This window comes from Phytopseudomonas daroniae (assembly GCF_004327275.1).
Lineage (GTDB): Bacteria > Pseudomonadota > Gammaproteobacteria > Pseudomonadales > Pseudomonadaceae > Aquipseudomonas > Aquipseudomonas daroniae.
The window spans coordinates 144,740-164,157 of sequence record NZ_QJUJ01000012.1; the positions used below are offsets into that span (position 1 = coordinate 144,740).

Here is a 19,418-nt window from a genome sequence, read left to right on the forward strand (position 1 = left end):
ACGCCGTCACCCGGCAGCGATCAGCCGCGAGCGGCGTTGATCGCCTGGATGTAAGGCTCGGCCTGACGCTGATCCTTGATCAACGCGACGAAGTCATTGCCGTCAGCATCCTTGGCATCGAGGTCGTAGCCGGCTTCGACGAAGAACCCGACGAACCGCTCGAAATCGTGGTCACGCAAGCCGCGGTAGGCTTTGACCAGTTTGTGCAGCGAGGGCGGCGTGGCATCAGCCGGTTCCACGGCGAGAAACAGCTTGATCTGCTCGTCGCTCACTTCGTCGCCAATCACCTGCTTCTTGTCTTTACGCATCGCTCACTCCAGCTAACCAGACCACACGGGGCCGGCAGTGTAACCCCGGCGCCGCAACCGCTCAACGCGGGGAACTCGTCGCAGGTACAGCCAACCTTTCTAGCACTGGCAAACCCTGAGCGGTACGCGACCTAAGTCAATACCGATGCGCTCTGGTCACTCTTATACTGGTGACAACCTCAGGGTCTGTGGACGTTTCAGCATGACCGCCCTGCGGGTGGGGCCGCCCAGGTTGCGCGAGAAATTTCGCCATGCATTGTTGGAGGGCTTGGCAAGGGAATACCATTACCGGCGTCCTCCGCCTAGCGGATCGCCCGGCCTGGCGAGATTTCTCGCAGCAACGCGGCTTGCTCTGAAACGTCAACAGCCCCTAGGAAACACCACAATGCCCACTCTGTTCGCCGCTTGCCGCCAGAGCCTGCTCGGCGGTTATTCCTGGGCCAGCCTGCGTGGCGATCTGGCCGCCGGCCTCACGGTGGGCATCATCGCCATCCCCCTGGCCATGGCCCTGGCTATCGCCGTCGGCGTGGCGCCGCAGCATGGTCTCTACACGGTTCTGGTGGCGGCCCCGCTGATCGCCCTGTGCGGCGGCTCGCGCTTCAATATCTCCGGCCCCACCGCCGCCTTCGTGGTGATTCTGCTGCCGATCACCCAGAAATTCGGCATTGGTGGTCTGCTGCTGTGCACCCTGCTCGCCGGGCTGATTATGATCATGCTGGGGTTGCTCAAGGCCGGTCGCCTGATCGAGTTCGTGCCCTACCCGGTCACGCTGGGATTCACCGCCGGTATCGGTATCGTCATCGCCACGCTGCAGATCAAGGATCTGTTCGGCCTGCAACTGGCCGAGCAGCCGAGCCACTATGTGCAGCAATTGCAGTTGCTGTTCCAGGCACTGCCCGGCATCCGGCTCGGCGACAGCCTGGTGGCGCTGGCCTGCCTTGCCGTATTGCTGCTCTGGCCGCGCCTGGTGCCGCGCATTCCGGGGCATCTGGTGGCGCTGGCGATCGGCGCACTGCTGGGCCTGTTGCTGGAGCGCGGCGGACTGCCGGTGGCGACGCTGGGTGAGCGCTTCAGTTACAGCGTCGAGGGCGTCAGCTACCCAGGCATTCCACCCTTTCTGCCAACGTTCGCCTGGCCGTGGCAATTGCCTGGAGCAGATGGCCAGCCACTGGTTCTGTCCTTCGAATTGATCCGCCAGTTGCTGGCCCCGGCCTTCGCCATCGCCATGCTCGGCGCTATCGAATCGCTACTCTGCGCCGTGGTCGCCGACAGCATGACCGGCAGCAAGCACGACCCCAACGCCGAATTGCTCGGCCAGGGCATTGGCAATCTGGTCGCGCCGCTGTTCGGCGGCATCACCGCCACCGCCGCCATCGCCCGCAGCGCCGCCAACGTGCGCGCCGGCGCCTGTTCGCCGCTGGCCGCAGTCATCCACGCCGCCGTGGTGCTGGCCGCCATCCTGTTTCTCGCCCCGCTGTTCAGCTACCTGCCGATGGCCGCGCTCGCCGCCCTGTTGCTGATGGTGGCGTGGAACATGAGCGAAGCCCACCACGTGGCCCATACCCTGCGCATCGCGCCACGCAGCGACGTGCTGGTGCTGCTGACCTGCCTGTTGCTCACGGTACTGTTCGATATGGTGCTGGCCGTCGGCGTCGGCCTGTTGCTGGCCGCAGGGCTATTCATCAAGCGCATGAGCGAACTGACCGATACCCGCAGCCTGCCACGGCAAAACCATCAGGCCCTGAGTGACCTGCCGGAGCACGTGCTGGCCTTCGCCATTCGTGGCCCGCTGTTCTTTGGTGCGGCAGAGCGGACGCTGAGTGCGCTGCGCCGGCTCGATCCTGACATCCGGGTGGTGATTCTCGATCTCAGCGCCGTGCCGATGCTCGACATGACGGCGCTCGCCGCGCTGCACAGCATCGTGCTGGAGTACCGCAAGCACGATATCTCCCTGATCGTCAGCGGCGCCTCGCCTTCACTGCGCCTGAAACTGCGCCGCGCCGGTCTGCAAAACGCTCATGGCCGCTTGAGTTATGCCCGGGATCTACCACGCGCCCGGACGATCTGCGAAAGCTGGCAGTTAGCGCCTGATCACGGTCTCGCGAACTGACGGGCTCTTAGAGCCCCTTCACCGCATAGATTCCCGGCGCATTACGCCAGTAGCCCTTGTAGTCCATGCCATAACCGAAGATGTAGCGGTCGATGCACGGCAGGCCCACGTAGTCGGCCTTGAGATCCGGGCGGGCCTTGCGGTCGTGATCCTTGTCGATCAGCACGGCGGTGTGCACGTTGCTGGCGCCCGCGTGGTGGCAGAAATCGATGATCGCCCCCAGGGTGTGCCCTTCATCGAGGATGTCGTCGATGATCAGCACATCGCGGTCGATGAACGACACTTCCGGTTTGGCCTTCCAGAACAGCTCGCCGCCGCTGGTCTGGTTGCGATAGCGGCTGGCGTGCAGGTAGGAGGCTTCCAGGGGGAAGTCGAGCTTGGTCAGCAGCTTGCCGGAAAAGATCAGCCCACCGTTCATCACGCAGAACACCACCGGGTTGCGGTCGGCCAGTTCGGCGTTGATGGCGACGGCGACGCGCTCGATGGCGGCTTCCACTTCGGCTTCGCTGTACAGGCAGTCGGCTTCGGCCATTATCTGACGGATGTGAGCGAGATCGGCGGGCATATCATGTCCTCATTGGTGGCCGACGGCGGGCAGAAGCCTGGCTCTGCCGAGCGTCGATCACGCTGTATTGATGGCTCCGGCGCACAAGCTGATCACCGGGTCAGAAAAAGGCGGCAACGTTACGCATCCGACGGGTGTGGCGCAAGCATCCACGAATGCGCTCGACAAATGGCATGGCCGTTGCTCGCCGATTGTAAAAAGTTCCACATCCGCAGCGCCCACACTGCGACGCAATGCTTTAATCTAGCGTGTTTTTTGCCCACTTTTGCCGGAGACCCCGCAATGCCAGTCCTCGAGATCCGCCATCCGCTGATTCGCCACAAGATCGGCCTCATGCGCCGCGCGGATATCAGTACCAAGAATTTCCGCGAACTGGCCCAGGAAGTGGGCGCCCTGCTCACTTACGAGGCGACCAAGGATCTGCCGCTGGAAAGCTACGAAATCGCGGGCTGGGCAGGCCCCGTACAGGTCGAGAAGATCTCCGGCAAGAAGATCACCGTGGTACCGATCCTGCGCGCCGGCATCGGCATGCTCGACGGCGTGCTCAGCCTGATTCCGGGTGCCAAGGTCAGCGCCGTCGGCGTGGCCCGCAACGAGGAAACCCTGCAGGCGCACACCTACCTGGAAAAACTGGTACCGGAAATCAACGAACGCCTGGCGATGATCATCGATCCGATGCTGGCCACCGGCGCCTCCATGGTCGCCACCATCGACCTGCTGAAGAAGGCCGGCTGCAAGGAGATCCGCGCCATGGTGCTGGTCGCCGCGCCCGAGGGCATCAAGGCGGTCAACGAAGCACATCCGGACGTGAGGATCTACACCGCCTCCATCGACCAGCGTCTCAACGAACACGGCTACATCATCCCCGGGCTGGGTGATGCCGGCGACAAGATCTTCGGCACCAAGCAGAAGGACGCCTGATTGATGCGCGACGAATTCAACGATCCGTTGTGGCGTCAGGTGCTGTCCGGCGCGCAGATGCTCTTCGTGGCCTTTGGCGCCTTGGTGCTGATGCCGCTGATCACCGGCCTCGACCCCAACGTGGCGTTGTTCACCGCCGGCCTGGGCACCCTGCTGTTCCAGATCGTCACGGGCCGCCAGGTACCGGTTTTCCTGGCCTCGAGCTTCGCATTCATCACCCCGATCATTCTCGCCAAGGGCCAGTTCGGCCTGGCGGAAACCATGGGCGGCGTGGTCGCTGCCGGTTTCGTCTATACCTTTCTCGGCCTGGCCGTGAAGATCAAGGGCACCGGTTTCATCGACCGCCTGCTGCCGCCGGTGGTGATAGGCCCGGTGATCATTTCCATCGGCCTGGCCATGGCGCCGATCGCCGCCAACATGGCGATGGGCAAAGCGGGTGACGGCAGCGTGCTGCTGCCCTACAGCACGGCGATGTGGATTTCCATGCCGACCTTGCTGACCACCCTGATCGTCGCCGTTTTCGGCCGCGGCATCTTCCGTCTGGTGCCGATCATCTCCGGCATTCTGGTGGGCTTCGCACTGTCGATCTACTTCGGCGCCCTCGACCTTGGCCATGTTGCCGACGCGCCCTGGCTGGCGGTGCCGGCCTTCACCGCGCCGGCCTTCAACTGGCAGGCGATCCTGTTCATCGTGCCGGTGGCTCTGGCTCCGGCCATCGAGCACATCGGCGGCGTCATCGCGGTGGGCAGCGTCACCGGCAAGAACTACCTGAAGAAGCCGGGCCTGCACCGCACCCTGCTCGGTGACGGCCTGGCCACCTCGGCAGCCGGTCTGTTCGGCGGCCCGCCCAACACCACCTACGCGGAAGTCACCGGTGCGGTGATGCTGACCAAGGCCTACAACCCGAAGATCATGACCTGGGCGGCGATCTTCGCCATCACCCTGGCCTTCATCGGCAAGTTCGGCGCCATCCTGCAGGGTATTCCGGTACCGGTAATGGGCGGCATCCTGTGCCTGCTATTCGGCTCCATCGCCGCAGTGGGCATGAACACCATGATCCGCCACAGCGTCGACCTCAGCGAAGCACGCAATCTGGTGATCGTGTCGGTGACCCTGGTGTTCGGTATCGGTGGCGTACTGATCGGCACCGGCGACGGCCCGGACGACTTCGGCCTCAAGGGCATCGCCCTGTGCGCCATCGTCGCCATCGCGCTGAACCTGATCCTGCCGGGCAACGACGGCTGGAAGAAAAAGAACGCAGACGAAGCGCCGGACATCTGAGAATCTGTTCACGATCTTCGTGTGTTTGGCAAATAGGAATCCGTATCCCTTGGATCGGCGGCAATAAGGCGGAAGCGGACATTCGATTTGGTGGGTTTCATGACGTAGGGTGGACGACGCTTCATCCGTCCACCAACCCAGCGATCGCAATGGTGGATGAAAAGAGCGTCAGCTACGCGCCCCGATCCACCCTACGTCCGCTTGCACCCCTCTTTGCTGTCATTGCGCTCGGAGTCTCGTCGAAAGATCGTGAACAGCTGTGGGACTCGCGATAGGGCGCGCTCTTACCCCACGCTTTGCGGCGCTCGCTCGCAAAGCCGCTTGAGCGCTGCCGCCCAACTTGGGTGGTCGTTCAGGCAAGGCACCAGCTCCAGGCTCTCGCCCCCCGCCTCCTGAAACTGTTCGCGTCCGCGATCACCGATTTCCTCCAGCGTCTCGATGCAGTCGGCAACGAAGGCCGGACACATCACCAGCAGCTTTTTCACGCCCTGGACGGCCAGCTCGTCAAGGCGCGCCTCGGTGTAGGGCTCGATCCATTTGTCCTTGCCCAGCCGCGACTGAAACGACACCGACCATTGCTCGGGCCGCAAGCCCATGCGCGCCGCGAACGCCTCGGCGGTGCGCTGGCACTGGCTACGGTAACAGCGCGCCAGCACTGCGTCGCTGACGCCCACGCTATCGGGGCGGCGCAGGTCGTGTTTCGCGTCGATACCTTTCACCAGCTTGCGAATGTGCCGCTCCGGCAAGCCGTGAAAGCTCAGCAGCAGATGATCGAAATCCTTCTGCAGATACGGGCGCGCGCTGTCGGCCAGGGCATCGAGGTAATCGGGATCATCGAAAAACGGCTGGAGGATGGAGAAGCGAATCGGCAGCTTGCGCTCACGCACCACCCGTTTGGCCTCTTCGATCACCGTGGTGGTGGTGCTGTCGGCAAACTGCGGATACAGCGGTGCCAGCGTGACCTGCTCGATGCCTTGGCCGGCGAGGCGGGTCAGTACGGTTTCCAGCGACGGCTCGCCGTAGCGCATGGCCAGTTCTACCGGCCCCTGCGTCCACTGCGCTTTCATCGCCTCCTGCAAACGCTTGCTGAGCACGATCAGCGGTGAGCCGTCCGGCCACCAGATCGACGCGTAGGCGTGGGCCGATTGCGCAGGGCGGCGGATCAGGATCAACGACACCAACAGCCGTCGCAGCGGCCAGGGCAGATCGACCACATAGGGATCCATCAGAAACTGGTTGAGATAACTCCGCACATCGGCGACTTCCGTGGAGGCCGGTGAGCCGAGGTTGACCAGTAGTAAGGCGTGATCGGTCATGCAATGTCATCCTGTTAATGAAGGCTCAGCAAATCCACCAGAGCCACGTCCAGATGAGTGAAACGGAATTCGAAGCCGGCCTCCTGCGCCCTGACAGGCAAAGCATGTTGGCCGCCCAGCAGGAGCAGTGACATCTCGCCCAGGCCTGCGCGCAGTGCGAAGGCCGGTAGCGGCACGATGGCGGGCCGGTGCACGGCGTGGCCAAGTTCGCTGGCGAATTCGCTGTTGCGTACCGGATGCGGCGAACACGCATTATAAGGACCGCGCGCCTGCTCGTGCTGCAAGAGAAAATCAATCAGGGCGATTTGGTCGGCGATATGAATCCAAGGCATCCACTGGCGTCCATCGCCGATGCGACCGCCCAACCCGAAGCGAAACGGCGTGACCATGCGTTTGAGGATGCCGCCCTCCTTCGCCAGCACCAGGCCGGTACGCAGCAGAACCACGCGAATGCCCAGTGCTTCGGCCTGCTGCGCGGTATCTTCCCAGGCGACGCACAGTTGCGCGGCGAAATCCGCGCCGGAGGCAGCCTGCTCATCGACGATGCGCTCGCCACTGTCGCCATACCAACCGACCGCCGAACCGGATAGCAACACGGCAGGCTTCCGTTCACGGCTCTGCAGCCAGGCCAGCAACTGCTCCGTCAAGTGAACGCGACTTTCCCACAACAGCTGTTTGCGCGCCTTGCTCCAGGGGCGGTCGGCGATGGGGGCGCCGGCCAGGTTGACGACTGCATCCAGCGGCTCGTCGCCGATGTCCTCCAGTCGCCCGACGCCGCGCACGCGAGTACCACAGAGCACCGCCACCTGCTCCGGGCGACGACTCCACACCGTCAGTTGGTACCCCTGCTCGAGCCAGTGGTGACAGAGCGCGCGACCAATCAGACCAGTACCGCCGGTGATCAGGATATGCATGGCAGGTTCCTCACTATGGTGTGCTCACAAGGTTCGACGCCGCTTGCGGGGCAATGCTCAAGAACAATTACCCGCTGGAGCAGTCAGCCGACATAAACGGGGAAACTATTGCCGCCCGCACCTATTCTGAAGAATAGATGCCCTGGCTGCAGGCACTGGCCGACATGGACATAAGCTTATACATGAACTGTACATTGTATGAGCTATGTCCAAAGTGTAGTTTTGGGGCCCAGCGGGTTGTCGATCCTGCGGTTGCGGCAGCCCGACAGCACATGAGGTAAACATGACCAATACAGTTCCCATCGCCATCATCGGCACCGGTATCGCCGGGCTGTCCGCGGCCGAGGCACTGCATGCCGCCGGATATCCGGTGCAATTGTTCGACAAGAGTCGCGGCAGCGGCGGCCGCATGGCCAGCAAACGCAGTGACGCTGGCGCCCTGGATCTGGGCGCTCAATATTTCACCGCACGCGACCGCCGCTTCGCCGCTGCTGTCCAGCAATGGCAGGCCCGTGGCTGGGTCGAGGAATGGACGCCCAGCCTCTACCAGTTCGCCAACGGCACGCTCAGCCCATCGGCCGACGAGCAGGTGCGCTGGGTCGGCAAGCCACGCATGAGCGCCATCACCCGCGCCATACTCGGGGCCCTGCCGGTGAAGTTTTCCTGCCGTATCACCGAGGTATTCCGCGGTGAGCTGCACTGGCATCTGCTCGATGCCGACGGCGAGAGCCACGGCCCTTTCAGCCACGTCATCATCGCCATACCGGCGCCCCAGGCCAGTGCTCTGCTGGCAGCGGCGCCCAAGCTCGCCGGCACGGTTGCCAGCGTGAGCATGGAGCCAACCTGGGCGGTAGCGCTGGCTTTCGAAGAGCATCTACAGACACCGCTGGAAGGTTGTTTCGTACAGGACTATCCGCTGGACTGGACGGCACGCAACCGCAGCAAACCCGGACGAGATGTCAAGCTGGACACCTGGGTGCTACACGCCAGCAGCAACTGGAGTCGCCAGCATCTGGATCTGCCCAAGGAGCAGGTGATCGAGCACCTGCATGGCGCCTTCGCTGAAATGATCGGTTGCGCCGTGCCGGAGCCGGTATTCAGCCTGGCCCATCGCTGGCTGTACGCCCGCCCTTCGGCGGCGCATCAACTGGGCGCCCTGGCCGATGCCGACCTGGGTCTCTACGCCTGTGGTGACTGGTGTCTGTCAGGCCGTGTCGAAGGCGCCTGGCTAAGCGGCCAGGAAGCGGCTCGCAAACTGATCGCGCACAATCAGTGAATACCGCAAGGCATCGCCTGCCCCCGCGCAAGCTGCTGCTGTCCAAATGGACGGCGGCCACGCCGCAGAACCGCGAAAAGCACTTTCTGGTCACCGAACTGTTCTGCGACGAAGAAGGTACGGTGCAGGAAGTGGAACTTCAGGCCGTACTCAGCAAGCGCGCCCAGTACCTCGACTGGCGGCTGCTGCAGGATACCGAACACTGGCAGATGGGCTGGCGTTGAAGCGCTGCCCGCCTCGCCTGTTGCTGGCAATAGCTGTACACAGCATTTGACTTGTACAAGATCGCGCCTAAGATGAAATTAAACTTGTACAAAAATAAATCCTTGTACAAGAACATTCTCGAAGGTTCGCCATGCCAGTCAGCCCACTCCACTGCGAAAAACCCAAGCTTGGCGTCAGCGCCTGCCTGCTCGGCGCAGAAGTGCGCTACAACGGCGGCCATAAGGCTTCCAGGCTGTGCCTGGATCAACTGAGCGACTATTTCGAGTTCGTGCCGTTCTGCCCGGAAGTCGCCATCGGTCTGGGTACGCCGCGCGAGCCGATTCGCCTGGTCGGTGACCCGGCAGCGCCCCGCGCCGTGGGCACCGTACATCCTGACCAGGATCACACCGACGCCCTGACCGCCTATGGCGAGCAGGTGGCTGCCGATCTGCCGCCTATCAGCGGCTACATCGTCATGCAGCAATCGCCGTCCTGCGGCCTGGAGCGGGTCAAGGTCTATCAGGACAACGGTCACCCCAGCGAGCCGAAGGGCCGCGGGCTCTACACCCGTGTGCTGTGCGAACGCCACCCGAACTTGCCCATCGAGGAAGACGGCCGGCTCAACGACCCGGTGCTGCGCGAGAACTTCCTGACGCGGGTGTTCACCTACGCGCAGTGGCAGGCACTGTGCCGAACCGGCCTGAGCCGCGGCAAGCTGATTGAGTTTCACGCACGTCACAAATACCTGCTGATGGCCACCGACCCGCTGCGCTACAAGCGTCTCGGCCGTTTGCTCGGCGATCTGTCCGGGCAGGATCTGCACAGCCTGGCCGCGCACTACATCAGCGAACTGATGACGGCCCTGAAGCGCTGCGCGACTCGCGGCACCCACAGCAACGTGTTGCAGCACCTGAGTGGCTACCTGAAGGGCGCCCTGAATACGGCGGAAAAACAGGAAATGCAGCAGCTCATTGGCCAATACCGCCATGGCATCGTGCCCCTGGTGGTGCCGCTGACCCTGCTCAAGCACCACTTCCGCCAACATCCCGATCGCTACATCGCGCAGCAGATTTACCTGCAACCGCACCCGGAAAACCTCAGCCTGCGGAACGCTCTATGAACCAGCCAACCTCACCCGAGCCAAACGCGGGGGCTTACCGCGGCGCCATCGCCGACGGCTACCTGCCGATCCGCGAGGTGGCCAGCCGCACTGGCGTGAACCCGGTCACCCTGCGCGCCTGGGAGCGGCGTTACGGCCTGATCGTGCCGCACCGCACCGCCAAGGGTCATCGCCTGTACTCCCCGGAGCAGGTGCAGACCATTCACGCCGTGCTCGGCTGGCTCAATCGCGGTGTATCGGTCGGTCAGGTCAAGGGGCTGCTGCGCGCCGACCAGCCGCTGCCGGCTGAACAGGCTTCACAATGGCAGGAAAAACGCGAGCGCATGTGCCACGCCATCCATTTGCTCGACGAGCGCCAGTTGGACGAACGTTTCAACGCCGAACAGGCGCTCTACCCTCCGCAGATTCTCTGCCAGCACCTGCTATTGCCGCTGTTGGTAACCCTGGAAGAACGCTGGCCACAACGCCCCGGCGCGAAAACCGAGCGGCTGTTCCTGCACAGCTGGTTGCGCAGCAAGCTCGGCGCTCGGGTTTACCACGACAACCGCCAGCACAATGGCAAGCCGCTGCTGCTGATCAACCTGTGCCAGGTGCCGATGTCGCCGCAGTTGTGGCTGTGCGCCTGGCTGATCGGCACCGCCGGTTGCCCGGTGGATGCCTTCGATGGGCCAATCCCCGCCAACGAACTAGCGCTGGCCATCGCCCGACTGCAACCCCGTGCCCTGTTGCTGTTCTGCGAGGCGGACTCCAATACCGATGCCGAGTCGTCGCTGCATGACTGGTTGGGCGACCACGGCGTGCCCTGCCTGTTGGTCGGCATCGAGGACGAAGCCCGCGGCGGGCAACTGGTCGCCAATGCCCCCAAAGGCGCGGATATCACCTTCATGGCCGATCCCCTCGCCGCGCTGCAAACGCTCGCCGACCGCCATCTGCTCGAATAGGACGCCCCATGCTGCAACTGATGTGGTTCCGAACAGACCTGCGCGTCACCGACAACGGCGCGCTGACCGCCGCCATGCGGGCCGGGCCGACGGTGGCCGTATTTCTGCTCAGCCCCGGTCAATGGCAACGGCATGACGATGCGCCAAGCAAGGTGGACTTCTGGCTGCGCAACCTGGCTGAACTGAGCCGGGAGCTGCAGCGCCTCAACGTACCGCTGCTGATTCGTGAAGCCGATGAGTGGAGCGCTGCCCCCAAAATCCTGGGCGCATTGGCTCAGGAGCTGGAGGCCAGCGCGCTACACGTCAACGAGGAATATGGGGTCAATGAAACCCGGCGCGACCATGGCGTCGCAGCCGTACTGGATGGGCTCGACATCAACTTTCACAGCCACCTCGATCGTCTGCTGTTCAAGCCCGGCAGCGTGCTGACGCGCACGGGCACTTACTTCAAGGTCTACAGCCAGTTCCGTGGGATCTGCTACCAGCGTCTGCACAACGCCCTGCCGCCCTTGGTGGTACTGCCAAAGGCGCAAGCCAGACTGAAGATCGACGGCGACAAGGTGCCGGATAGCGTCTCCGGCTTCGAACCGCCGAGCCAGACGCTGCGTGATGCCTGGCCGGCTGGCGAGCAGGCCGCTCGGGAGCGGCTGCAGCGCTTCGCCAGTGAATGGATCGAGGACTACCACGACAACCGCGACTTCCCGGCCCGCCCCGGCACCAGCCAGTTATCCGCGTACCTGGCCGCTGGCGTGGTTTCCCCGCGCCAGTGCCTGCACACGGCGCTGAATCTCAACCAGGGTGAGTTCGAAATCGGCAATCAGGGTACCGTCACCTGGGTCAATGAGCTGATCTGGCGAGAGTTCTACACCCATATCCTGGTCGGCTACCCACGCGTGTCCATGCACCGCGCGTTCCGTTCGGAAACCGAAGCCCTGCCGTGGCGTGATGCCGGGAGCGACCTGCAAGCCTGGCAAGAGGGGCGCACCGGCATCCCGATCATCGACGCGGCGATACGCCAGTTGCTGGCCACCGGCTGGATGCACAACCGCTTGCGCATGGTAGTGGCGATGTTCCTGACCAAGAACCTGCTGATCGACTGGCGCGAAGGCGAGCGCTTCTTCATGCGTCACCTGATCGACGGCGATCTGGCTGCCAACAATGGCGGCTGGCAGTGGAGCGCCTCGACCGGTACCGACTCGGTGCCCTACTTCCGCATCTTCAATCCGGTCAGCCAGTCCCAGCGCTTCGATCCGGATGGTCGCTTCATCCGTCAGTGGCTGCCGGAACTGGCCACGCTCAGCGACAAGGAGATTCACGATCCTCATGTCGGCCGCAAAGGGCAGGACGGTCTGTTTGCAGCAGGCCTGGACTATCCACTGCCAATCGTCGACCTACGTGCCAGCCGCCAGCGGGCCCTGGACGCGTTCAAGAACCTGCCATCGGCAAGCGAGCCCTCGTGAACGAATTCCTGCAGCGTCTCACCAGTCTGGGCAAGCACAACCTGGATCGTCTCGGCGGGCTACATCATCTGCATTACGTGCGCCCCCTGCGCCTGTAGGACGAAATCCGCAGCGGGCGCGGCACGAACGGGCGCATCCGGGATCTGACGAATTTCGTCTTCAGACTGTGGGACTTCTACCGCGGCTATTGCGAAGGCGGCTTTATCGAGCGCACCATCGACACCGCTCAAATGCTGCTGGCCAAACCGGCAGCGTCCCCCCCAACAGCTGCTCGGACGATTCGGTGCCTAAAAACCTGCTCAACGCCATCCTCTTTCAAATCGGCTGGTTCACCTGTGTACTCGGTGGCGGCCCTTGGTTGTGGCTGGTGGCGGTGATCATGCTGGTGCACCTGTTTTACATTGGCAGTTGGCAGCGCGAAGGCAAACTGCTGGTGAGCGTGTTCCTGTTCGGCAGCGCGGTGGACAGCTTTCTGCTGCAATTCGGCGTCTTCTATTTCGGCGAACCTCGCCAGCTCATCCCCTTGTGGCTGGCGCTGCTATGGCTGCTGCTCGGCACTACGCTGTGCCACTGTCTGGCCTGGACAGCGCGGCCCTGGTGGCGCGCCAGCCTGCTCGGCGCCTGCTTCGCGCCATTGTCCTACTATGCGAGCGCCGCTCTGACCGGAGCGAGTTTCCCTTACGGTGCCGAGGTCACGCTGGCCCTGCTGGCACTGATCTGGGCGGTAGTGCTGCCGGTGTTGCACGGTTTCGCCAGGCTCCACACGGCGAACGACCGCCCGGCTTGAATCCACTCAGAGCAACGGCGCCTGGCGTAAACTAACCCCATGAGCGCCAACCACTACATCCCCCATACCCAGATTGCCGAAAACACCGAGGTCAGTTGCAGCACCTGCGCGGCCTGCTGCTGCCAGCTGGAAGTGATGCTGATCACCGATACCGGCGTGCCACGGCGCTTTATCGACAACGACGATTGGGGTGGCGAGGTGATGCGCAGGCTGGATGACGGCTGGTGCGCCGCACTGGATCGCGACACCATGCGCTGCACCATCTATTCGGTACGTCCACTGATCTGCCGCGAGTTCGAACTGGGCGCTCCCGAATGCCTGGAGGAACGCCGCGGCATCCGCGATGCCTATCGCTGACAGTGCTCTCCGCGGCCTCGCCACGAACTTACTGCAGGCATAAAAAACCGGGCGTGAGGCCCGGTTCAGGATGTGGCAACGCGACCGACTTAGAAATTCAGGCGGTAATGTACGGTATAAGCCTCGACGCCATCGTTGGGGTTCTTGAGGCCGGCGTTGGAATAGTGAATCGCACGAATACCGACTTCGTGACCGCCTGCGAACCGTAGGCCAGCGCCGATGCGATCCTCGAACTGGAACGAGGAACCCAGATCGTTGGACTCGAGTTTGGTGTTGGAAAACGCTGCCACACCGATACCGGCTTCCAGGTAGGGTTTGACGTTCTGCCCGGCGAATTCGTAGACGAATACCGGCGCGAAGGAGATGCTGTGGTTGGTGGACGTATCATCACCCTCCCAATAGGTGTAACCAGCATCCCAGTAGCCGCCCAAGTGGCCGACACTACTTTCGAACCAGCGGCTGTTGAAATCGAACTGAGCACTGAGACGGTAAACCATGGTGGAATCACCTGACTGACCTGCAGAAAAGGTCACTCCCGCGGCCTGAACTGCTGTTACCGATCCAAGAGACAACGCAACTGCAGCGGCCAAGCCAACCAGCTTCTTCATTGGAAACATCCTTTTTATAGGGATCACGGATTCTGTTTAAGTGAAGCACGGAAAAACTATAGTTACAGAGTTGCTCTGAGTTCCATTTGTTCTAAAAATATTTAATGGCCAATAGCCCACTAACGCTCTTGGGTAAAACTGTTTACATACTCGGCGCTGCCCCACAGCCGCGGCAGAATCCTTTGCATGAGCAATGGTTCACCACTGCACCAGAAGCGATCTGGCGCTGCCGGCCCTGCGGCCAGCAACCCTCGTTCACTCAGCAGCCGTTGTAGCTGCCGTGCTACGGCAGCGCCGGTGTCGATCAGGCTGATCGACGGATCCAGCCACTGGCTCAGCAATGGTTTGAGAAAGGGGTAGTGGGTGCAGCCGAGAATCAACGTATCGCAGCCCTCGGCGAGCAGTGGTTCGACGTAGCCACGCAGCAACTCGTGCAGCGCCGGATCGTCCAGATCCCCCGCTTCGATCAACTCGACCAACCCCGGACAAGGCTGGGTGACCACCCGCACATCGCTGGCGAACTGATCGAGCAGCGCGGCGAAACGAGCGCTTTTCAGCGTGCCGGTGGTAGCCAGCACACCAACCACGCCGGATCGGGTCGCCGCGGCGGCAGGCTTGACCGCAGGCTCCATGGCCACGATAGGCAGCTGTGGGTAAAGCGCCCGCAGCTCGGCGACACCCGCCACCGTCGCGGTATTGCAGGCCAGCACCAGGGCCTTGGCATTCCGGACGAGGAGGAATTCGGCGATTGCCCGGCAGCGCTCACGGATGTACTCGGCGCTTTTTTCGCCATAGGGCACGTGACCGCTATCGGCCACATAAAGCAGCGACTCGTGCGGTAGCACCGCACGGATCTCTCGCAACACCGTGAGGCCACCGACGCCGGAATCGAACACCCCTATCGGCGCTTCACTCATGGGCGTTGCCCGCACAGACCGCACAACCCGGATCGCGCTTGACCCGCAGTTCACGAAAGCGCGAGCCGAAAGCATCGATCAGCAGCAGCCGCCCCACCAGCGGTTCACCGAAACCGGCCAGCAGCTTCAGGGCCTCCAGCGCTTGCAGGCTGCCAACCAGGCCGACCAGTGGCCCAGCCACACCCGCTTCGCTGCAGGTCAGCTCGGCTTCGCTGCCATGGCCATACAGGCAGTGGTAACAGGGGCTGTCGGCACGACGCGGATCGAACACCGAAAGCTGCCCTTCCAGACGGATCGCCGCGCCACTGATAAGCGGCCTGCGGGCGGCGACACAGGCGGCATTGACCGCCTCGCGGGTGGCGAAGTTGTCCGAGCAATCGAGCACCAGATCGACCGCCGCCACCGCTGCTGCCAGGGAGTCCGCGTCCAGCACCTGGCGATGGGCATGCAGACGAATGTCGGGGTTGAGCGCCGCCAGCCGAGCCAACGCCGAATCCACTTTGCTCTGCCCGATGCTCGCGGTGTCGTGAGCGATCTGCCGCTGCAGGTTGCTCAGGTCGACAGTATCGAAATCCGCCAGGTGCAGCTCACCGACTCCGGCCGCCGCCAGATACAGCGCTACCGGCGAGCCGAGCCCACCGAGGCCGACGATCAGTGCGCGGCTGCTCTTGAGTCGCAACTGGCCATCGATATCGATCTGCGACAGCAGAATCTGCCGGCTGTAACGCAGCAGCTCCTCATCGTTCAAGTGTTCATTCATGCGGCCACCGCCCCAGGCTGATGCGCTCATGATTGGCCAGATCGCGCCGGCTGTGAACCTCGGCAAAACCGCGTTGGCTCAGCAGATCACGCACCGCCTCGGCCTGATCGAAACCATGCTCGAGCAACAGCCAGCCGGGAGCCGCCAGATAATCGGGCGCCTGCCTGATGATCAGACGGATATCGTCCAGGCCGTCGAGGCCCGAAACCAGCGCGCTGCTCGGCTCGAAGCGTACATCGCCCTCGCCCAGGTGACGGTCGTCACTGGCTATATAAGGAGGATTGCTGACGATCAGTTGATAATGATCGCCGCCCAGCCCATCGAACCAATGGCTCGATTTGAACGCTGCGTTATCCAGCCCCAGACGCACACGATTGCTTTCAGCCAGGGCCACAGCTTCGTCGACCCGGTCGACACCCGTCACCTGCCAGGCTGGACGCTCACTTGCCAGCGCCAGGGCGATAGCGCCCGTACCGGTACCGAGGTCGAGCACACGTGCCGCGCTGCCAGGCAGCAATGTCAGGGCGGTTTCCACCAGCAGTTCGGTATCCGGGCGTGGGATCAGGGTATGCGGCGCGACATCCAGATCCAGACTCCAGAAACCCTGCCGGCCGAGAATGTACGCCACCGGCTCGCCGTTACGTCGGCGCGCCAGGCTGGCCGCGAATCGCACAGCCGCGTCGGCCTCGACCTCACGATCCGCCCAGGTGCGCAGATAGCTGCGCGGCTTGCCAAGGGCATGAGCCAGCAACAGCTCGGCATCCAGACGGGCACTGGGTGAGTCCGGCAGTTCAGCGGCATTGAGCAGAAATTCGATGGTCGCCATCACTATAAGCCTCAAGCTGCAAGCCTCAAGCTACAAGCTCCCGCGCACCCACTTGCGGCTTGTGGCTTGCAGCTTGCCGCTACGGTGGTCAATCGCTGAGCGCGGCCAGCTGATCGGCCTGGTATTCGGCGAGCAGCGGTTCGATCACCGCGTCGACGCCACCGGCGATCACTTCATTGAGCGAATACAGGGTCAGGTTGATACGGTGATCGGTGACCCGGCCCTGAGGAAAATTGTAGGTGCGGATGCGTTCGGAGCGGTCACCGGAACCGACCAGCAGCTTGCGCGTGTCGGAAATTTCCTTGTGCGCGGCGGCATCCTGCTGATCCTTGAGCTTGGCCGCCAGCCAGGCCATGGCCTTGGCGCGGTTCTTGTGCTGCGAGCGCTCTTCCTGGCACTCGACCACGGTACCGGTGGGAATGTGGGTGATGCGGATCGCCGAATCGGTGGTGTTGACGTGCTGGCCACCGGCACCCGAGGAGCGATAGGTATCGACGCGCAGATCGGCCGGGTTGATCTCGATGGCCATCTGCTCGTCCGGTTCGGGCAACACGGCCACAGTACAGGCCGAGGTATGGATGCGCCCCTGGGATTCGGTTTCCGGCACACGCTGCACGCGGTGCGCGCCGGATTCGAACTTGAGCTTGGCGAACACGTTGTCGCCCTCGACCCTGGCGATCACTTCCTTGAAGCCGCCGTGCTCGCCTTCGTTGGCCGACAGTACTTCGACGCGCCAGCCCTGCCTCTCGGCATAGCGCGAGTACATGCGAAACAGGTCGCCGGAGAAGATCGCCGCCTCGTCGCCGCCAGTACCGGCACGCACTTCGAGAAACACGTTGCGACCGTCGTTGGGATCCTTGGGCAGCAACATCCGCTGCAGGCTGTCTTCCAGCTCGACCAGGCGGGCCTTCGCCGTGTCGACCTCTTCCTCGGCCATTTCGCGCATGTCCGGGTCGCTATCCTTGAGCAGCGCCTGGGCGCCCTCCAGATCGGCCTGCACCTTGCGGAACTCGCGGAACGCCATGATCACCGGTTCGATCTCGGCGTATTCCTTGGAGTAGGCGCGAAACTGGTTCTGGTTGCCGATCACTTCGGCATCGCCGAGCAGGGCCGTGACCTCTTCGAAACGATCCTGCAGCATGTCGAGTTTGTTGATCAACGAAGCTTTCATTGCATGCCTTTATTGGACGACGCGCCTTCTTCGAGGGCGAAGAGCTCCTGGGCCACACCGAGCGCATCGACGCGCCCGTCGGCGGAGAATTTTTTCAGTTGCACGCTGGGCGCGTGCAGCAGCTTGTTGGTCAGGCCGCGGGCCAACTGTGCCAGTACGTCTTCGGCAGCGGCGCCATTGGCGAGCATGCGCTGGGCGCGGGCCAGCTCATCGTCACGCAGGCGCTCGGCCTGCTGCCGGTATGCCCGAAGTACATCCACTGCGGCCAGTTCGCGCAGGCGCACCATGAAGTCGTCGGCGCCGACGGAGACCAGCTCCTCGGCGGCCTGGGCAGCCCCCTGGCGACTCTTGAGGTTTTCCTCGATGACTTCGTGCAGGTCGTCGACGGTATACAGATAGACGTCGTCCAGCTCGCCAACCTGGGGCTCGATGTCCCGCGGCACGGCGATGTCGACCATGAAGATCGGCTTGTGCTTGCGTTGCTTCAGGGCACTTTCCACCGCGCCCTTGCCGAGAATCGGCAGCTGACTGGCGGTGGAACTGATGACGATATCGCTGTGCGCCAGCTCCTGCGGGATATCGGAAAGCAGCACGGCGTGCGCGCCGAACTGTTCGGCCAGGCTGCTGGCACGCTCGAGGGTACGGTTGGCCACGACGATTCGCTTGATTCCTTGATCGTGAAGGTGACGGGCGACCAGGCTGATGGTCTCGCCCGCGCCGATCAGCAGCGCCTGGCTGCGATGCAGGTCGGAAAAGATCTGCTTGGCCAGGCTCACGGCAGCGAACGCTACCGATACCGGGTTCTCGCCAATGGCGGTGTCGGTACGCACCTGTTTGGCGGTGCTGAAGGTGGCCTGGAACAGACGCCCGAGCAATGGGCCCAGGGTGCCGGCCTCGCGGGCGACGGCAAAGGCGGACTTCATCTGGCCGAGAATCTGCGGCTCGCCCAGCACCATGGAATCGAGGCCGGAGGCCACGCGCATCATGTGACGAACTGCCGCATCGTCTTCGTGGACGTAAGCGCAGGCACGCAGCTCGTCGACGCTCAAATGGTGATAATCGGCCAGCCAGCCGAGTACGGCATCGACGCCCGGGCCGTCCTGTTCCAGGTACAACTCACTGCGATTGCAGGTCGACAGAATCGCCGCCTCACGGCTTGGCGTGTGCCGGCAAAGCAGCTGCAACGCCTCTACCAGCTGCTCTGGAGTAAAAGCCACGCGCTCGCGGACATCCACCGAAGCGGTCTTGTGGTTGATACCGAGGGCGATAAAGGCCATGCACGTCGCTGACAAGGGGTGGAAGCCGCCAATTGTCCTACTTCGGTCGAGGTAGGACAACCATTGCCCACCGCATGGCGACGATAGCGAGCCTCGATCGTCGGCAATGAGAATTACTCAATACGACCAATAGCCCGTAAGGTGGATTAGCGGCGAATCCGCAAATGACCAGACCACAAACCTACCACCCCTACAGCGATGCGTAACCCACCGAGCGCCAAGCGGAGTCCAGCGCCCCGCTCAGTGGGTTTACAGCGTCTGTCACTCGTCGAACGGCAAGCCCTGATGGTGTGCGTCTA

General features: G+C 63.0%; 20 protein-coding genes. 10 read left to right on the plus strand and 10 right to left on the minus strand.

Annotated elements, in window-relative coordinates; translation table 11 throughout:
* Positions 1-20 precede the first annotated feature (20 nt).
* The gene (locus DNK10_RS23030; protein WP_131179725.1) at positions 21-308 is read right to left on the minus strand and encodes a PA4642 family protein; all 288 of its coding nucleotides are present in this window, start codon (positions 306-308) and stop codon (positions 21-23) included.
* A 385-nt stretch (positions 309-693) separates the two neighbouring features.
* On the opposite strand from DNK10_RS23030, the gene dauA reads away from it, so the two are divergent.
* Positions 694-2,418 (plus strand): C4-dicarboxylic acid transporter DauA, encoded by a 1,725-nt coding sequence (dauA, locus tag DNK10_RS23035; protein WP_131193161.1) that lies wholly within the window; start codon positions 694-696, stop codon positions 2,416-2,418.
* Between the two features lie 7 nt (positions 2,419-2,425).
* Here the strand turns inward: dauA and DNK10_RS23040 are convergent, their stop codons facing one another.
* Positions 2,426-2,983 carry a hypoxanthine-guanine phosphoribosyltransferase gene (locus DNK10_RS23040; protein WP_131179722.1) on the minus strand — a complete coding sequence of 186 codons (558 nt, stop codon included), beginning with the start codon at positions 2,981-2,983 and terminating at the stop codon, positions 2,426-2,428.
* 282 nt (positions 2,984-3,265) lie between these two features.
* Between DNK10_RS23040 and upp the strand changes: the two genes are divergently transcribed.
* Both upp and DNK10_RS23050 read left to right on the plus strand, forming a co-directional pair.
* Positions 3,266-3,904, plus strand: coding sequence for a uracil phosphoribosyltransferase (upp, locus tag DNK10_RS23045; protein ID WP_131179721.1), 639 nt, complete (start codon positions 3,266-3,268; stop codon positions 3,902-3,904).
* 3 nt (positions 3,905-3,907) lie between these two features.
* Positions 3,908-5,185, plus strand: a complete 1,278-nt coding sequence (locus DNK10_RS23050; RefSeq protein WP_131193162.1) for a uracil-xanthine permease family protein — start codon at positions 3,908-3,910, stop codon at positions 5,183-5,185.
* A gap of 284 nt (positions 5,186-5,469) precedes the next feature.
* Here the strand turns inward: DNK10_RS23050 and hemH are convergent, their stop codons facing one another.
* Both hemH and DNK10_RS23060 read right to left on the minus strand, forming a co-directional pair.
* Positions 5,470-6,501, minus strand: a complete 1,032-nt coding sequence (hemH, locus tag DNK10_RS23055) for a ferrochelatase (protein WP_131179719.1) — start codon at positions 6,499-6,501, stop codon at positions 5,470-5,472.
* Positions 6,502-6,515: 14 nt separating this feature from the next.
* Complete coding sequence (locus tag DNK10_RS23060; RefSeq protein WP_131179718.1) at positions 6,516-7,415, minus strand: TIGR01777 family oxidoreductase; 900 nt, start codon at positions 7,413-7,415, stop codon at positions 6,516-6,518.
* A 283-nt stretch (positions 7,416-7,698) separates the two neighbouring features.
* Between DNK10_RS23060 and DNK10_RS23065 the strand changes: the two genes are divergently transcribed.
* The 7 genes from DNK10_RS23065 to DNK10_RS23095 all read left to right on the plus strand — a co-directional run bounded on the left by DNK10_RS23065 (position 7,699) and on the right by DNK10_RS23095 (position 13,560).
* Positions 7,699-8,691 (plus strand): NAD(P)/FAD-dependent oxidoreductase, encoded by a 993-nt coding sequence (locus tag DNK10_RS23065; protein ID WP_131193163.1) that lies wholly within the window; start codon positions 7,699-7,701, stop codon positions 8,689-8,691.
* Positions 8,688-8,915, plus strand: coding sequence for a TIGR02450 family Trp-rich protein (locus DNK10_RS23070; RefSeq protein ID WP_131193164.1), 228 nt, complete (start codon positions 8,688-8,690; stop codon positions 8,913-8,915). The genes DNK10_RS23065 and DNK10_RS23070 overlap by 4 nt, the downstream gene beginning before the upstream one ends.
* Before the next feature lie 131 nt (positions 8,916-9,046).
* A complete protein-coding gene (locus DNK10_RS23075; protein ID WP_131193165.1) occupies positions 9,047-10,015 on the plus strand; it encodes a YbgA family protein in 969 nt (322 codons plus the stop codon).
* Positions 10,012-10,956, plus strand: coding sequence for a MerR family transcriptional regulator (locus DNK10_RS23080; RefSeq protein WP_131193166.1), 945 nt, complete (start codon positions 10,012-10,014; stop codon positions 10,954-10,956). Before DNK10_RS23075 ends, DNK10_RS23080 begins: the two co-directional genes overlap by 4 nt.
* Positions 10,957-10,967: 11 nt before the next feature.
* Positions 10,968-12,416 carry a deoxyribodipyrimidine photo-lyase gene (gene phrB, locus DNK10_RS23085; RefSeq protein ID WP_165496026.1) on the plus strand — a complete coding sequence of 483 codons (1,449 nt, stop codon included), beginning with the start codon at positions 10,968-10,970 and terminating at the stop codon, positions 12,414-12,416.
* A 283-nt stretch (positions 12,417-12,699) separates the two neighbouring features.
* Positions 12,700-13,203 (plus strand): DUF2878 domain-containing protein, encoded by a 504-nt coding sequence (locus DNK10_RS23090; protein ID WP_131179712.1) that lies wholly within the window; start codon positions 12,700-12,702, stop codon positions 13,201-13,203.
* Positions 13,204-13,242: 39 nt separating this feature from the next.
* Positions 13,243-13,560, plus strand: a complete 318-nt coding sequence (locus tag DNK10_RS23095) for a YkgJ family cysteine cluster protein (protein WP_131179711.1) — start codon at positions 13,243-13,245, stop codon at positions 13,558-13,560.
* Between the two features lie 89 nt (positions 13,561-13,649).
* Here the strand turns inward: DNK10_RS23095 and DNK10_RS23100 are convergent, their stop codons facing one another.
* The 6 genes from DNK10_RS23100 to hemA all read right to left on the minus strand — a co-directional run bounded on the left by DNK10_RS23100 (position 13,650) and on the right by hemA (position 19,119).
* Complete coding sequence (locus DNK10_RS23100; RefSeq protein WP_131179710.1) at positions 13,650-14,168, minus strand: acyloxyacyl hydrolase; 519 nt, start codon at positions 14,166-14,168, stop codon at positions 13,650-13,652.
* 119 nt (positions 14,169-14,287) lie between these two features.
* Positions 14,288-15,085, minus strand: a complete 798-nt coding sequence (gene murI / locus DNK10_RS23105) for a glutamate racemase (RefSeq protein ID WP_131179709.1) — start codon at positions 15,083-15,085, stop codon at positions 14,288-14,290.
* Positions 15,078-15,845, minus strand: coding sequence for a molybdopterin-synthase adenylyltransferase MoeB (locus tag DNK10_RS23110; protein WP_131179708.1), 768 nt, complete (start codon positions 15,843-15,845; stop codon positions 15,078-15,080). Before DNK10_RS23110 ends, murI begins: the two co-directional genes overlap by 8 nt.
* Positions 15,838-16,671, minus strand: a complete 834-nt coding sequence (gene prmC, locus DNK10_RS23115) for a peptide chain release factor N(5)-glutamine methyltransferase (protein ID WP_131193168.1) — start codon at positions 16,669-16,671, stop codon at positions 15,838-15,840. Before prmC ends, DNK10_RS23110 begins: the two co-directional genes overlap by 8 nt.
* Before the next feature lie 88 nt (positions 16,672-16,759).
* Entirely contained in the window at positions 16,760-17,842 is a 1,083-nt protein-coding gene (prfA, locus tag DNK10_RS23120; protein WP_131179706.1) for a peptide chain release factor 1, read from the minus strand.
* Complete coding sequence (gene hemA, locus DNK10_RS23125) at positions 17,839-19,119, minus strand: glutamyl-tRNA reductase (protein ID WP_131179705.1); 1,281 nt, start codon at positions 19,117-19,119, stop codon at positions 17,839-17,841. The genes prfA and hemA overlap by 4 nt, the downstream gene beginning before the upstream one ends.
* Between the last annotated feature and the right edge of the window lie 299 nt (positions 19,120-19,418).